At 44.8% G+C, this 13,762-nt stretch carries 11 protein-coding genes; 9 read left to right on the top strand and 2 right to left on the bottom strand.

The genetic code is table 11. The features are described 5' to 3' along the window. The first annotated feature begins 97 nt into the window (after positions 1-97). On the top strand, positions 98-436 hold the full coding sequence (locus tag ACF8OV_RS18000; RefSeq protein ID WP_005459294.1) for a YggL family protein: 339 nt from the start codon (positions 98-100) through the stop codon (positions 434-436). Between the two features lie 615 nt (positions 437-1,051). Here the strand turns inward: ACF8OV_RS18000 and ACF8OV_RS17995 are convergent. After that, positions 1,052-1,918: a helix-turn-helix domain-containing protein gene (locus tag ACF8OV_RS17995; RefSeq protein ID WP_031413947.1), complete on the bottom strand. Its 867-nt coding sequence runs from the start codon at positions 1,916-1,918 to the stop codon at positions 1,052-1,054. Positions 1,919-2,086: 168 nt separating this feature from the next. Here ACF8OV_RS17995 and ACF8OV_RS17990 point away from each other — a divergent pair, with 168 nt between their 5' ends. The 4 genes from ACF8OV_RS17990 to ACF8OV_RS17975 all read left to right on the top strand — a co-directional run bounded on the left by ACF8OV_RS17990 (position 2,087) and on the right by ACF8OV_RS17975 (position 5,616). Further along, positions 2,087-2,332: a hypothetical protein gene (locus ACF8OV_RS17990; RefSeq protein WP_025507391.1), complete on the top strand. Its 246-nt coding sequence runs from the start codon at positions 2,087-2,089 to the stop codon at positions 2,330-2,332. Between the two features lie 535 nt (positions 2,333-2,867). Further along, on the top strand, positions 2,868-3,758 hold the full coding sequence (locus tag ACF8OV_RS17985) for a LysR family transcriptional regulator (RefSeq protein WP_005484243.1): 891 nt from the start codon (positions 2,868-2,870) through the stop codon (positions 3,756-3,758). 458 nt (positions 3,759-4,216) lie between these two features. After that, a complete protein-coding gene (rimK, locus tag ACF8OV_RS17980; protein ID WP_005459235.1) occupies positions 4,217-5,122 on the top strand; it encodes a 30S ribosomal protein S6--L-glutamate ligase in 906 nt (301 codons plus the stop codon). Between the two features lie 65 nt (positions 5,123-5,187). After that, positions 5,188-5,616 (top strand): RimK/LysX family protein, encoded by a 429-nt coding sequence (locus ACF8OV_RS17975; protein WP_005459284.1) that lies wholly within the window; start codon positions 5,188-5,190, stop codon positions 5,614-5,616. Between the two features lie 66 nt (positions 5,617-5,682). On the opposite strand, the gene ACF8OV_RS17970 is transcribed toward ACF8OV_RS17975, so the two are convergent. Beyond that, positions 5,683-6,408, bottom strand: coding sequence for an MBL fold metallo-hydrolase (locus ACF8OV_RS17970; RefSeq protein WP_021450327.1), 726 nt, complete (start codon positions 6,406-6,408; stop codon positions 5,683-5,685). Between the two features lie 323 nt (positions 6,409-6,731). On the opposite strand from ACF8OV_RS17970, the gene speA reads away from it, so the two are divergent. From speA to ACF8OV_RS17950, 4 genes are all read left to right on the top strand, one after another. Then, positions 6,732-8,642, top strand: coding sequence for an arginine decarboxylase (gene speA / locus ACF8OV_RS17965; protein WP_203504299.1), 1,911 nt, complete (start codon positions 6,732-6,734; stop codon positions 8,640-8,642). 1 nt (position 8,643) lies between these two features. Next, positions 8,644-9,564, top strand: a complete 921-nt coding sequence (speB, locus tag ACF8OV_RS17960) for an agmatinase (protein ID WP_005393578.1) — start codon at positions 8,644-8,646, stop codon at positions 9,562-9,564. A gap of 411 nt (positions 9,565-9,975) precedes the next feature. Further along, positions 9,976-11,181: a multidrug efflux MFS transporter EmrD gene (gene emrD / locus ACF8OV_RS17955; RefSeq protein ID WP_005459347.1), complete on the top strand. Its 1,206-nt coding sequence runs from the start codon at positions 9,976-9,978 to the stop codon at positions 11,179-11,181. A 326-nt stretch (positions 11,182-11,507) separates the two neighbouring features. Next, positions 11,508-13,673: a S9 family peptidase gene (locus tag ACF8OV_RS17950; RefSeq protein ID WP_276397723.1), complete on the top strand. Its 2,166-nt coding sequence runs from the start codon at positions 11,508-11,510 to the stop codon at positions 13,671-13,673. The last annotated feature ends 89 nt before the right edge of the window (positions 13,674-13,762 follow it).

The following is a 13,762-nucleotide window of genomic DNA, read 5'->3' as shown; positions in this document are numbered from 1 at the left end:
AATCGCCAACTGTATCGCTTCATTCTGATTTTTCTTGGGCTAAAGTCTGATAGAAGGTATAAGGTGTACGTACTCAAATCATCTACGAGAGAGAATCATGAAATTAGACAAAATCGATAACAAGAACCGTCGTATCCGTAAAAAGCTGTTCTTAGGTGAGTTCGCAATCCTAGGTTTCGAAATCAGCTGTGAAACAGACATCAACGACTTCGACCGTTACGATGCATTCGTTGATGACTTTATCGACTACATTGATACTCTAGGTCTATGCTTTGGCGGCGGCGGTCTGGAGCTATTTGAAGGCTTCCTATGTTCTACAGAACGTTACGGTAGCGCGACAGAAGAGCAAAAAGCACAAGTCGTTGCTTGGTTAGAAGCTCGTCCAGAAGTGAAAAGCGCGAAAGCTGGCGACTTGCTTGACGCAAACTACCTGTAATAGCAGGCAAGCAAATACGTTAGAGAAAGCTGGTCTTCGGACTGGCTTTTTTTATGGGTGATGAAACTGAATTTAAAATTAGATTTGAAGTGTTGGTGGTGTTTGGAGCTGGCAATGCGTAGAGAACGTTTGAATTCTATTGCCAGCTCAAGGACTTCGAGTATGGTTAACTATGATTTCTTAGCTGTTGCTTCTTTCGTATCTTTCCAGTACTGGATGCGAACACGATGTAGCTGAGCTCTTCTCATTTTTTTCATAGTAATCTCCCTCATCTTCTATAAGTAACGCTCTTTATGAGCTTATTGTCTAAGGTTTTTTATCCCCTTCAATCTATAAGGGAACCAATTATTTAACCGTGACTCATTTCACAACATAATGATAAAAACGGTTCTATTGCAGCCATTTTTGACACCTAAAACCGATTATTACCTTCCTGACACGGTCAAATTACTCACGAGATATGACAGAAAAATGGCAATCAAGTTCCCTAAATTAACTGTCATTGAATCTTAATAATGATTCCTGAAAAACTTTGCAAGTAATATACCAATTGCACATCACTTTCCGTCGAGTAACTCTTTTCACGTTCTTACTAGCAGTTGCATACCATTCCCATTAAGGCTGAATTCGCTGCTGATAATGCTGGCGGTAGTCGCGTGGTGTTAGTCCTTTGTACGTTTTGAAGTGGCGATTAAACAGGGCTTGATTACGATATCCGACTCGCTCAAACACAATCCCAATCGGCAACGACGTAGATTGCAGCAAATCTGCGGCATGATTGATCCGCAATTTCATTAGACGTTGGCTAAACGGCTCTTTAAAGTGCTTTTGAAACAATCTTGTGACCGCACTTTCACTCAGCGATAAGTAGTTCGCCAAGTCTGCGAGCGTCACCTTAGTTGCAAAGTGTTGTTCGAGATACGCGTTAACACTTGCCACGCGCTCTCTTTCCTGTAGCTCGTGTTCACTCATCGATAAGTATGAGTGAGTCATCAGTGTTTTTGCTCCTTCATCGTGAGCAATCAGAGACAAAACATGGAGAAATCTCGATAGTTGCTCCATTGCAGGAAACGTCATGAGCTCATCCAGAAGATCCACAACGTGCTGAGCTGTCCGTTCAGAAAACACCACACCTTTATTGGCCGCCTTTAAAAGCGGGTCAAGCTTTCTAAGCTCTGCGCAATAGAACATCAAATTGGCAATCCACTCACGCTTAAACCAAATCACATGAGTCTCGCACTTGCTTTCGACCAATGTGGAGTGAATTGAATGAGGCACACCAGGCGCGATCAATAGCATTTGGTTGTGAGTCACTTCTAATTCGTGATGACCAATATGCAAACTGCCAGTGAAGTGTCGATGGATGACCAACTCAAACACATCATCGTGAAAATGGAGGTCGTACTCTTTCTCTACCTCATCAATGCGACGATAGCGCCAAGAAAAACCTGGTCTCTGCGGTACTTTTTCGATGTGTGCCATTGGCTACTCCACAAGATAGTATTGTTTCACGCTCAAATAATATCAGTATTGCCGGCATAATCTTCATCACGCCGAAATAGTATTGATATTAAACGGCATACTATCAACTTGGTGTTGTCCCTTTCCTTATTCTTGCCTTGTAAAGACAAGATAACTAAGGAAGCTTTTATGAGCCACTTCACTATCAAGCTACGCCAAATCCTGCACAAAACTCGCGATGAATGGGCAAAATTCGCTATCAGAGAAATGGAAATCTCACCTAACACCATCACCAAATTTTATGGCTACAAATCGAGTTGTGATCTTGAGCAAGTTCTTAAACAAGATGAAAACGACGCCAATTCGGACATTTGCTCGACACCTTGTGCGAGATCTCTCACAAGCGATGTAAGCAAAACGACCATCTTTGACTAAGATAAAATCAAAAAATACATATAACTATTTGAAAATTAAAACTTATAGTATTTTTCATAATATTCGCTGCCAAAGTTTTTTTACCTAGCTGATTGAGAGTAATCAGCAAAACATCAATACTGATTGTGTCGACAGGATGTTGGCGGGAACAGGAAAAAAGCCTAATGGACTAGGTATCTTCAGGATGAAGATTTGGTAGCTTAGGATGAGTTATCAGCAAGGATGTAGTTAAGCTCTAGGATAGAGTTCGCCCGTCAGGATGATAGGCAAGAATGGACACCGCTAGGAAGGCGATGAACAAGGAACTCGGTTAAAGGACTTAGCCACAATCAAGGATAGATGCAGGGAGCACCTATTAGTAGCTGGATTGCTGCGAAAGAGAATAAGCCCCGTCTGGGAAACCAGGCGGGGTTTTATTTTGTCTGCTATTTAGCATTCGCGAACCACCCAATTCACTTCAGCCGATTTATTTCGAGCAGTGCCATGCTATTATTTTCTCAACGTCTCTTAGCAAGCTCACAGCACATCACGCACTATGCTTAATCCCGTTTGGTTACACACGTTTAAGACTCTGGTCGAAGTCGGCCACTTTACGCAAACCGCAGAAAAGCTCTACATGACTCAACCCGGTGTTAGCCAACACATCAAGAAGTTAGAGCAAAGTTGTCAGCATGCCTTGATCAAACGTGAGAACAAAAGTTTCGAGCTCACCGAACAAGGTCGTATGGTTTACGCCTATGCGTTGGAGCTAGAGGAGCGCGAAAAAAGCTTACTAGAAGAACTCAGCTTTGATGATGCCTATTCTGGCCATTGTAAACTCGCTTGTTCCGGTGCGTTGGCCCTCATGCTTTACGGCCCTCTATTAGAGCAACAAACGCAACATCCTAGTTTGTCCATCCACTTAGAAGCCGCGCCAAACCAATCTATTCTTAATGGTATCTCTGAAGGCCGCATTGATATCGGCATCGTGACTGACGCTCCAAACAAAAGCCTCTTCCAAAGCGAACGAATCGGTCGAGAAGCGCTGTGCTTGATCCTTCCCCACGCATATAAAGCCGAGCCCTTAACGCCTGAGATCTTGCAAAAATGCGGTGTTATTGGCCATCCCGATGCCGAGCACTATATGACGTTGTTTTTTGACCAATGTGCAGAGCCACAATTAAAAGAGATAAAAATGAGTGACATGCCGCTTTCGGGCTTCGTCAATCAATTAAGCCAAATATTATTGCCAGTTAGCAAAGGATTGGGATTTACGGTGTTGCCTCAAAGTGCAGTAGAAAGCTTTCCAAATAGAGAAGAATTGCACGTCGCGCAGCTAAAACAAACCGTTTATGAAGATTTGTATTTAGTCAAAAAACGGGGGCGCACATTACCGCTGCGCTATACCACAATAAAAGAGGTGTTATCAGGCATCATTGGGAAATAAGCGTCTTTCGTAAAGAAAGTGGGTGTGCATTGGTTTAAACCACCTTTTGTATAAGTTTCGTAAAATTTATAGCGGCTAAAAAATCTTTTCTGTTGTGATTTTTGTTCCAATAACACCAATATGCATGGCCTTGCGCAAGTAAATCCGGGCGTTTTTTGCGCGAATTTCAAACTCAATGCCCATGATTTTTTCACTGGTTTTATTCGCTAAACTATTGACACACAATCGCTGTAAGGCGCGATAAATCGACAAATAATTTTTGTCGTAACGAATGCTTTTTTTCGTTTTAAACTTGTAACAAAAAAACCTAAGGTGCGCACCTCTGACGACGTGGTTGTTCAACCACACTTCTAAATCGTTGAAGTAAGTAGGTTATGTCATACCATGATCACCTGCCTACTACATTCTATACTCTATACTTATATTTTAATTTGGTACTGACTTACTAAGGAATTGCCATGCGTATTGCTATTCTCTCTCGTAATGAGAATTTATATTCAACCATGCGCCTAAAACAGGCGGGTGAAGAGCGTGGGCATCAAATCGATGTTATCGACACTCTGCACTGTTATATGGACATTACGAGCAACAACCCTATGATCCGCTATAAGGGTGAAGAATTGCCGCAATACGATGCTGTTATTCCACGTATCGGTGCATCCATCACTTTCTACGGCACTGCTGTTGTGCGTCAGTTTGAAATGATGGGCACATTTTGTGTCAACGAATCTGTAGCGATCAGCCGCTCTCGTGACAAATTGCGTTCATTGCAATTGCTATCACGTAAAGGCATCGGTTTGCCGCGTACTGGCTTTGCTCACCACCCTGACAATATTCAGGACGTGATCAAAAACGTTGGTGGCGCACCTCTAGTCATTAAATTGCTAGAAGGTACTCAAGGCATCGGTGTTGTACTTGCTGAAACAAATAAAGCGGCAGAAAGTGTGATCGAAGCATTCATGGGTTTGAAAGCAAACATCATGGTGCAAGAGTTTATCGAAGAAGCAAAAGGCGCGGACATCCGCTGTTTTGTTGTCGGTAACAAAGTTATTGCTGCAATGAAGCGCCAAGCAAAAGAAGGCGAATTCCGTTCGAACCTTCACCGTGGTGGTTCTGCGCAACTCGTACGCTTAAGCAAAGAAGAACGCGCAACCGCTGTAAATGCAGCGAAAGTGATGGGCTTGAACCTTTGTGGTGTGGATATCCTTCAATCTAAAAATGGTCCAGTGGTGATGGAAGTGAACTCTTCACCTGGCCTAGAAGGCATCGAACTAGCAACAGGTAAAGACGTTGCTGGTATGATCTTCGATTTTATCGAGAAAAACGCTAAGCCAAATTCAAACCGTACTCGCGGTAAAGGTTGATTTTTGTTTAACGCACAAGAGAGCCAAAATCCGGCTCTCTTGTTACTCGTCGCTAGGATGACACTATGAATCAGAAAATGATCATTGGGAATGCCGAAGCTATTTGCTTGCCAGAGTTAGGGATTACTCACCTTGAAGCGCGTATTGATACGGGCGCACAAACATCTTCATTGCATGTAGATAACATTGATTGCTTTGAAAAAGATGGTCAGTCTTACGTTGCATTCGATCTACACCCGGATGTTTATCACTTAGAACAAGTGGTTCGCTGCACAGCGAAGCTAAAGGCAAACCGCAAGGTTAAGTCTTCGAACGGTACTTTTGAGCACCGCTGCGTCATCACCACGATGCTGCGCTTGGGCGACCAAGAATGGCCAATCGACATTACGCTGACTAACCGTGAAAAAATGACTTACATGATGTTGTTAGGTCGTCAGGGTATGGCAGACAAAGTGCTGGTAGACCCTAGCCAATCTCACTTATTGGCGTCTTAACCCCGTAGCTTCAGATGAGTGATCGAACGTTTTTGTTGAGCATCACTCGTCTGGCTTTACCTTCATCTACTTCCTACGAAATAGCGCAAACAACAATCCCCTCGCTTTAACTTTTGTCACTCGCCAATGGGTCATCGGCTTAGTCGGCGCAGTATGCAGAATGTGCTGATACGCTTTCTCATCAAAAGTCACCTCTCCCCCATGTGCCAAAAGCAAACATTGCGGATTCATTTCAAACACGCGCTTTAATGATTGGCGATATTGGTTTGGATGAAATATGGGAAACGGCGCAATAAGATGCTTCTTAACCTGCACCATCAAATCCGCCACATACAATACATCTTGTTCAGAATGATAAACCGACAGATCTCTATCGGTATGTCCTTGCGTTTCTAGTACCTGCCAATCATCAAACCCCGGAATACACTCACCATCGATGAGTTCGATATCGGGCTTTAGCTTGCGCGAATACCACAGGTTTCGCTTTGGTTTACGCATCCGGTTCGCCATCCAGCGCGCCAACATCAAATCGGTTAAATGCATTAACCAACCATCTACACCGTCATACCACTGGCTTTCTCGCTTTGCGGCTAACACTTTGCATCCGGTCAAATCACGCAGCTTGTGCGCGCCACCAGCGTGGTCTGGATGCATATGAGTCACAACGACCAACTTTAGGTCAGAAAAAGGGCGATGGAGTTGATGTTCAATAAAATCTTTAAGGTGAGGAATGTCTGCTCGACTTGCACCATCAAGCAACATTAATTTATCGGGATATTCGGCGAGATACATGGTCTGAATGTATCCCTGAATTCTGTGCAGCTGCAAAATATGTCCTTATTTGAATGAGATTTTTCATGACCGCTTCCTTGCTGGTCAGACCAACTATAACAGCAGAATCGACGCTCCGGTAAACAAATGTTCACACCCAACGACGACAACAAATCATAATCGAGATGATAGATTTTAATCATTAGACTCAGAGGCACTTTTATCCGTTAATGCGCGCACACGGAGTTCGTGTCAGGGTATGAGGTTAATACCTCATGATTTGCTTTTTTGTACTTTTCCTTCTAATTAATTAAGGACTTAAGTACATTTTTGTGAGAATCGAGTTGGAAAAAGCAACTAAATTAGACCGCATCCGCGCGGACTACAACGTTCACTACTGGAGCCAAGGTTTCTACGGTATTGATGACCAAGGCGAGGTTTACGTATCACCTCGTAGTGATCGTGCACATCAAATCCCTTTCAGTGCCATTGTAAATGAGCTAGAAGCGCAGCAGTTAAATCTGCCTGTATTAGTGCGCTTCCCGCAAATCGTGCACCAACGTGTGCATGGAATTTGCCACGCTTTCAACCAAGCAATTGAAGAATACCAATATCCAAACAAATACCTGTTGGTGTACCCAATTAAAGTAAACCAACAACGTGAAGTGGTGGATGAAATTCTAGCGAGCCAAGCTCAACTAGAAACCAAACAGCTTGGTCTTGAAGCGGGTAGCAAGCCAGAATTGTTGGCAGTACTTGCATTGGCTCAACAAGGCAGCTCCGTGATCGTGTGTAACGGCTACAAAGACCGTGAGTATGTGCGTCTTGCACTGATCGGTGAAAAGCTAGGCCACAAAGTATTCATCGTACTAGAGAAGCTTTCTGAGCTGGATCTGGTGCTAGAAGAAGCGAAAAGCTTGGGCGTAAAACCGCGCCTTGGTTTGCGCATTCGCCTCGCCTCTCAAGGTGCAGGGAAATGGCAAGCAAGTGGCGGTGAAAAATCGAAGTTTGGTTTGTCTGCATCGCAAGTGCTCAGCGTTATTGAACGTCTGAAACGTGAAGGCAGCTTAGATGCGATGCAATTGGTTCACTTCCACCTTGGCTCACAGATGGCAAACATCCGTGACGTACGTAATGGTGTGAACGAATCTGCTCGTTTCTACTGCGAACTACGCGCATTGGGTGCAAACATCGAATACTTCGATGTGGGCGGCGGTTTGGCAGTCGACTACGACGGCACACGCAGCCAATCATCGAACTCGATGAACTACGGCCTTGCAGAGTACGCACGTAATATCGTCAACACAGTGGGCGATGTATGTCAGCAATACGAACAACCAATGCCAGTGATCATTTCTGAATCCGGGCGTTCACTGACAGCACACCACGCTGTATTGATTTCGAACGTAATTGGTACCGAAACATACCAACCGGAAGAAGTGCATAAACTGGGCGTAGATGCTCCACTTTTGCTGCAAAACATGTGGCGAAACTGGGAAAACTTACAAGATGGTACAGACGCTCGTGCGTTAATTGAGATCTACAACGATACCCAAAGTGATTTGGCAGAGGTACACTCTCAATTCGCAACTGGCGTGCTTAACTTGGAGCAACGTGCATGGGCAGAACAACTGTCACTGCGTATTTACTTCGAACTAAGCCGCAAGATGAGCACTAAGAATCGCTTCCACCGTCCGATTCTGGACGAGTTGAGCGAACGTCTTGCAGATAAGTTCTTCGTGAACTTTTCTCTCTTCCAATCTCTACCAGATGCTTGGGGTATTGATCAGGTGTTTCCTGTTCTGCCACTTTCTGGTCTTGGCGATGCGGAAGAGCGTCGTGCTGTGATGTTGGACATCACATGTGACTCTGATGGCGCGATCGATCACTACGTTGATGGTCAAGGCATCGAGAGCACGCTACCTGTACCAGCTTGGAGCAAAGACAAACCGTACCTAATGGGCTTTTTCCTAGTAGGCGCATACCAAGAAATCCTTGGTGACATGCACAACCTATTTGGCGACACCCACAGTGCAGTAGTCAATGTTGATGAACACGGTCAATTTGAGATCAGTTACATCAATGAAGGTGATAGTGTAGAAGACATGATGCGCTACGTTCATATCGACGTGGATGCGATTCGTGACAATTACAAACAATTGGTTTCCCAACGAGTTGAAGCCAATGAACAAGCACAAATCCTAGCAGAACTAGAACAAGGTCTAGCGGGATACACCTATTTAGAGGACTTCTGATATGAATGATTTGTTTACTAAAACCGATTATTCGCTTTACTCCAACTCTATGTCGTTTTTACGTCTACCGTACATTCGTAATCCGGTATCGGCAGACGCAGACGTTGTGGTGCTAGGGGTTCCTCTGGACATGGCTACATCTGGTCGTCCAGGCGCACGCATGGGTCCAGATGCAATTCGCCGTGCCTCAGTCAACTTGGCATGGGAAGGTAAGAAGTTCCCTTGGGACTTCAACGTATTGGATAAACTGAAAGTGATCGACGCGGGCGACCTTGTGTTCGATTGCGGTGATGCGGAAGATTTCACTTACCGTCTAGAGGCGGCAACCAGTGAAATTCTAAAAAGCGGCAAAACCATGTTGGGATTGGGCGGTGACCACTTCATCACACTGCCTATCCTACGTGCTTACGCAAAGCATCATGGCCAAATGGCTTTGATTCACTTTGACGCTCATACGGATACCTACGCAAATGGCAGTTCATACGACCACGGTACGATGTTCTACCATGCGCCAAAAGAAGGTTTGATCTCAGCGAAGAACTCAGTACAAATCGGTATTCGTACTGAGTACAAACAGCAAGATCACGGCTTCAATGTGATTAATGCGATGCAAGCGAATGACATGTCGGTGAACGAGATCTTAGAAGAGATTCGTCGCACCGTAGCAGACAAGCCAGTGTATGTTACTTTTGACATCGACTGCTTGGATCCAGCCTTTGCACCAGGAACAGGTACGCCAGTTTGTGGTGGCTTGAACTCAGACAAAGCGCTGAAAATTATTCGTGGCTTAGCCGGCATGAATATCGTGGGTATGGATGTTGTAGAAGTATCGCCTCCATACGACCACAGCGATGTTACCGCACTAGCGGGAGCAACCATTGCGCTAGAAATGCTTTACGCATACGCATCTGGCCGCGAATAAACATAATCATTTCTAAGGGAGCTTCGGCTCCCTTTTTCTTTATCACGGCTTGTTAAGCCTTTTCCTCACCTAAAATCGCTTTTTCCCACACTTAAGATTGGCACTTTCTCATCTACTGTTTTTATCAGTAGAACCAATGAGCTAGCAAGTACCATATGTCGAATCGACATAGAAACCTCCCCTGAATTGAGAAAATGGCATCATGCGTTTACCCCCACAAAATAAAGATTAGTTTTTCTAATCCAAATCATAGATTTTTATCTTGCTCAAGTTCACACTTTTAGATTGCTAATTATATAGGCAAGCACTAATATCTCGCGCAAATAACCCCGTAACACCAGCAATAAATTGGCACTTCGACTTGGAGAGCTAAGGGTTTTTACGTCTTAAATTTTTTGGAGAGATACGCAAATGTCTGCCTCGTTTCCATTAGCGAAACTTACCTTTTTAATCGCAATATTGACTGCCGTGGGTCAAATGACCCAGACAATGTACGTGCCTTCAATCGGTCATATGGCGGGTGAGTTTTTGGTATCTGCGTCATCACTTCAAGCAGTGATGGCTTGTTACCTGATCCCATATGGCTTGTCTCAATTTGCGTACGGCACGCTATCAGACCGCTTAGGTCGTAAACCGATCATCATCGTCGGTCTACTTATCTACATCCTAGGTACTTTGGTGGCGCTATTTGCACACCAATTTGAGTGGTTCTTGGCTGGTAGCTTCATTCAAGGTTTGGGGATCGGTTGTGGCGGCGCGATGTCACGAACTCTAACTCGCGACTGCTTTGAAGGTGCTGAGCTGCATCGTGCAAACAGCTTGATCAGCATGTGCGTGATTTTCTCACCACTAATGGCACCAGTACTTGGCGGCTACCTAACAGAAGCATTTGGTTGGCGCTCTAGCTACCTATTTCTAGCCCTGTTCGGCATCGCGGTGGTGATTACCATGATGACCAGCATGATGGAGACTCTGCCAAAAGAGAAACGCAAGTTCGAACCAGTGGCAAAAAGCTACAAGCACGTTTTGTCTGACCGCCGCTTCCAAGGCTTTTTAATCTGCCTAGTTGCGACGTTTGCTGGCGTAGGTGTGTTCGAAGCAGCAGCTGGGGTATTACTAGGTGGTGTATTGGCATTACCAGCCACTACCGTAAGTTTGCTGTTTATCTTGCCGATCCCGGGCTACTTAGTGGGAGCAGGTTTGTCTAGCTATATCGCGCAGCGTCGCTCTGAGCGTCGTGCGTTAAATGTTGGCTTGGTGTCGATCTTTATCGGTTCAGCCGTCGTATTAATCCCAGGCTTGTTTGGCGTAACAACTGCACTGACGTTAATTGGTGGCGCAACTATTTATTTCCTAGGTGCGGGCATCCTGTTCCCTGCGGCAACAACAGGCGCAATTGCTCCGTTCCCTTACCACGCGGGGACAGCTGGTGCGACTCTGGGTGGCATGCAGAACTTGGGCGCCGGTATTGCAACCTTGCTTGCATCGCTATTCCCAGCGCATAACCAAATGCCGCTTGGTGTTTTGATGATGGCAATGTCAATTGTCGCGATGCTTGGCCTATTGTGGGTACACAGAGCACACGATCACTCAAACGAAATGCCACAAGTCATTTAACCGCCATTTCAATCTGACCAACGCATTGAAAAGGGACGCACGAAATAGTGTGTCCCTTTTTTCATATCACACTACCTCTATTTATTGATGAGAATGATTTAACTTTAGAAGTGATATTTGTTAAAAATAACAGCTGCTTACACAATGCGTTTTCAAGCCAACAGGTCACAACAATGAGCCGTTCAGAAATGGTGAGAGTATTCACTTCTCGAACCACATTTCTGCTCTCTAAAACAAAAGCGTGACCAGCCTGAAAACTCTCAATGAAACCAAAGTCCATACCCTCAGGATGAGGCAACTTAGGTATAAAATATAAGGATAAACAGATGCGTTTCACTTTAACTACGTTGGCCGTATCGGTCGCGCTTATCGCCGGATGCAGCAATCAAGGAACTCCAACCATGACTCAATATTCCCAATCACAGATCGTTGCTCAGCAAACTCAAGCCCCGGTTGCAAAAAAAATCCCTCACGCGATGACCATTCATGGTGATACTCGCGTTGATAACTACTACTGGATGCGTGACGACGAGCGTAAAGATCCAGAAATTTTGCAGCACCTAGAGCAAGAAAATCAGTATGCGGAAACCGTTCTCAAGCACACTGAAACTCTTCAAAATGAGCTATTTGAAGAAATTAAAGGTCGCATAGCAAAAGACGACAACTCCGTTCCTGTGCGTAAAGGAAACTACTTCTACTCAAGTGAAGTTACCGGAGATAACGAATACGAAGTTCATCTTCGAGCGAAAGATTTTGCTGGTAAAGACAAACAAGTCATCTTAGATGTCAATGAACTTGCGAAAGAGCATGAATTTTTCAGTATTGGTGGCCTGTACGTCAGCCCGAATGAAAACTTATTGGCGTATGGCGAAGATACATTAAGCCGCCGTGTTTACACCATTAAGATTAAAGATCTGACCACAGGTAATTACTTACAAGATGAAATTGAAGGGGCGTCAAGCGCTGTCGCATGGCAGAACGACAACAACGCGTTCTATTACATCAAAAAAGACCCACAAACCTTGCTAGGCTATCAAGTTTATCGTCACGTATTAGGCACACCACAAAGCAGCGATGAGCTGATTTTTGAAGAAACCGACAGCGCCTACTACACCTCACTAGGCAAAAGCAAAGATGGTGACGACGTTTACATTTGGCATTCGAGTACAGAGACCAGCGGCGTCTCCATCATCGATGCGAACAATCCTAAAGCGAAGGCGGAACCGTTCTACCCTCGAGAAGATGGCATTGAATACAGCATTTCCAAGCTAGACAATTGGTATTACATTTATACCAACTATCAAGCCGTCAACTTCCGTTTGATGAAAGTTAAGCAAGAGGAGATGCACGATCGTTCTAAATGGCAAGATGTGATTGCCGCAGACGACAATACTCAACTTGTTGACTTCGAGCTATTCGATGACCACCTCGTCTATGAGCAGCGCTCTAACGGTCTAGCGAGCGTCACTGTGCGTCAGCTTTCAACAGGAAAAGAATTCCCGCTCACATTTAATGACGATGCGTTCGCGGCATACTTAACAGGCAACTTCGAACTGGATAACAAAAAAGTTCGCATTTACTACAGTAGCTTGACTACTCCAGGAACCTACTACGACTTCGATCTGAAAACGGGCGAATCTGAAATCATGAAGCAGACACCTGTATTGGGTGACTTTGATGCGGATAACTACCAATCAGAGCGCATCATGGTCAAAGCACGTGATGGAAAAGAGGTCCCTGTGTCACTGGTGTATCGTAAGGACTTGTTTAAGAAAGATGGTACAAATCCGCTTTACCAATACGGTTACGGCTCTTACGGTGCGACCATCGAACCGACGTTCGGCTCTGCACGACTAAGTCTGTTGGACCGTGGTTTTGTATTTGCAATCGCTCACATTCGCGGTTCTGAAATGCTAGGCCGACCTTGGTATGAAGATGGTAAAAAACTCACCAAACAGAATACCTTCAACGACTTTATTGATGTGACTAAAGGTTTGGTTGAGCAAGGCTACGGCGCGAAAGACAAAGTCTTCGCCGTTGGGGGCTCCGCTGGCGGCTTATTGATGGGTGCCATTATTAATCAAGCCCCTGAGCTGTATCGCGGTATTGGCGCACATGTTCCATTTGTCGATGTTGTTACAACGATGCTTGATGAATCGATTCCACTCACCACTAATGAGTATGATGAATGGGGTAACCCGAACAACAAAACATACTATGACTACATGTTGAGTTATTCGCCTTACGACAATGTCAAAGCGCAAAACTACCCGAACATGTTGGTGACAACAGGCTTACACGACTCTCAAGTGCAGTACTTTGAACCGATGAAGTGGGTAGCCAAGCTTCGTGAAATGAAAACCGACGATAACGTCTTGTTGTTCAAAACCGATATGGAAGCAGGACACGGCGGTGCATCTGGCCGATTCAAACGTTTGAAAGAAGATGCACTGGAATACGCGTTCTTCCTCGACTTGCTCGATAAAAAATAAGCATATACACGCCACTCATAAAAATGCCCGCACACTGCGGGCATTTTTGTTTGGACACATTCTCGAAGCAGAGAAGCAATTTAAGCCTA

It is taken from the genome of Vibrio sp. GLN_1, from assembly GCF_043106015.1.
Lineage (GTDB): Bacteria > Pseudomonadota > Gammaproteobacteria > Enterobacterales > Vibrionaceae > Vibrio > Vibrio parahaemolyticus.
This window is presented reverse-complemented; position numbering and strand designations above follow the sequence as displayed.

What these genes read in the sequence shown, in the direction of transcription:
- ACF8OV_RS18000 (WP_005459294.1), top strand. Translation starts at nt 98, where the DNA reads ATGAAATTAGACAAAATCGATAACAAGAACCGTCGTATCCGTAAAAAG.
- ACF8OV_RS17950 (WP_276397723.1), top strand. Translation starts at nt 11,508, where the DNA reads ATGCGTTTCACTTTAACTACGTTGGCCGTATCGGTCGCGCTTATCGCC.
- ACF8OV_RS17970 (WP_021450327.1), bottom strand. Translation starts at nt 6,408, where the DNA reads ATGTATCTCGCCGAATATCCCGATAAATTAATGTTGCTTGATGGTGCA.
- ACF8OV_RS17975 (WP_005459284.1), top strand. Translation starts at nt 5,188, where the DNA reads ATGAATCAGAAAATGATCATTGGGAATGCCGAAGCTATTTGCTTGCCA.
- emrD (WP_005459347.1), top strand. Translation starts at nt 9,976, where the DNA reads ATGTCTGCCTCGTTTCCATTAGCGAAACTTACCTTTTTAATCGCAATA.
- ACF8OV_RS17995 (WP_031413947.1), bottom strand. Translation starts at nt 1,918, where the DNA reads ATGGCACACATCGAAAAAGTACCGCAGAGACCAGGTTTTTCTTGGCGC.
- ACF8OV_RS17990 (WP_025507391.1), top strand. Translation starts at nt 2,087, where the DNA reads ATGAGCCACTTCACTATCAAGCTACGCCAAATCCTGCACAAAACTCGC.
- rimK (WP_005459235.1), top strand. Translation starts at nt 4,217, where the DNA reads ATGCGTATTGCTATTCTCTCTCGTAATGAGAATTTATATTCAACCATG.
- ACF8OV_RS17985 (WP_005484243.1), top strand. Translation starts at nt 2,868, where the DNA reads ATGCTTAATCCCGTTTGGTTACACACGTTTAAGACTCTGGTCGAAGTC.
- speB (WP_005393578.1), top strand. Translation starts at nt 8,644, where the DNA reads ATGAATGATTTGTTTACTAAAACCGATTATTCGCTTTACTCCAACTCT.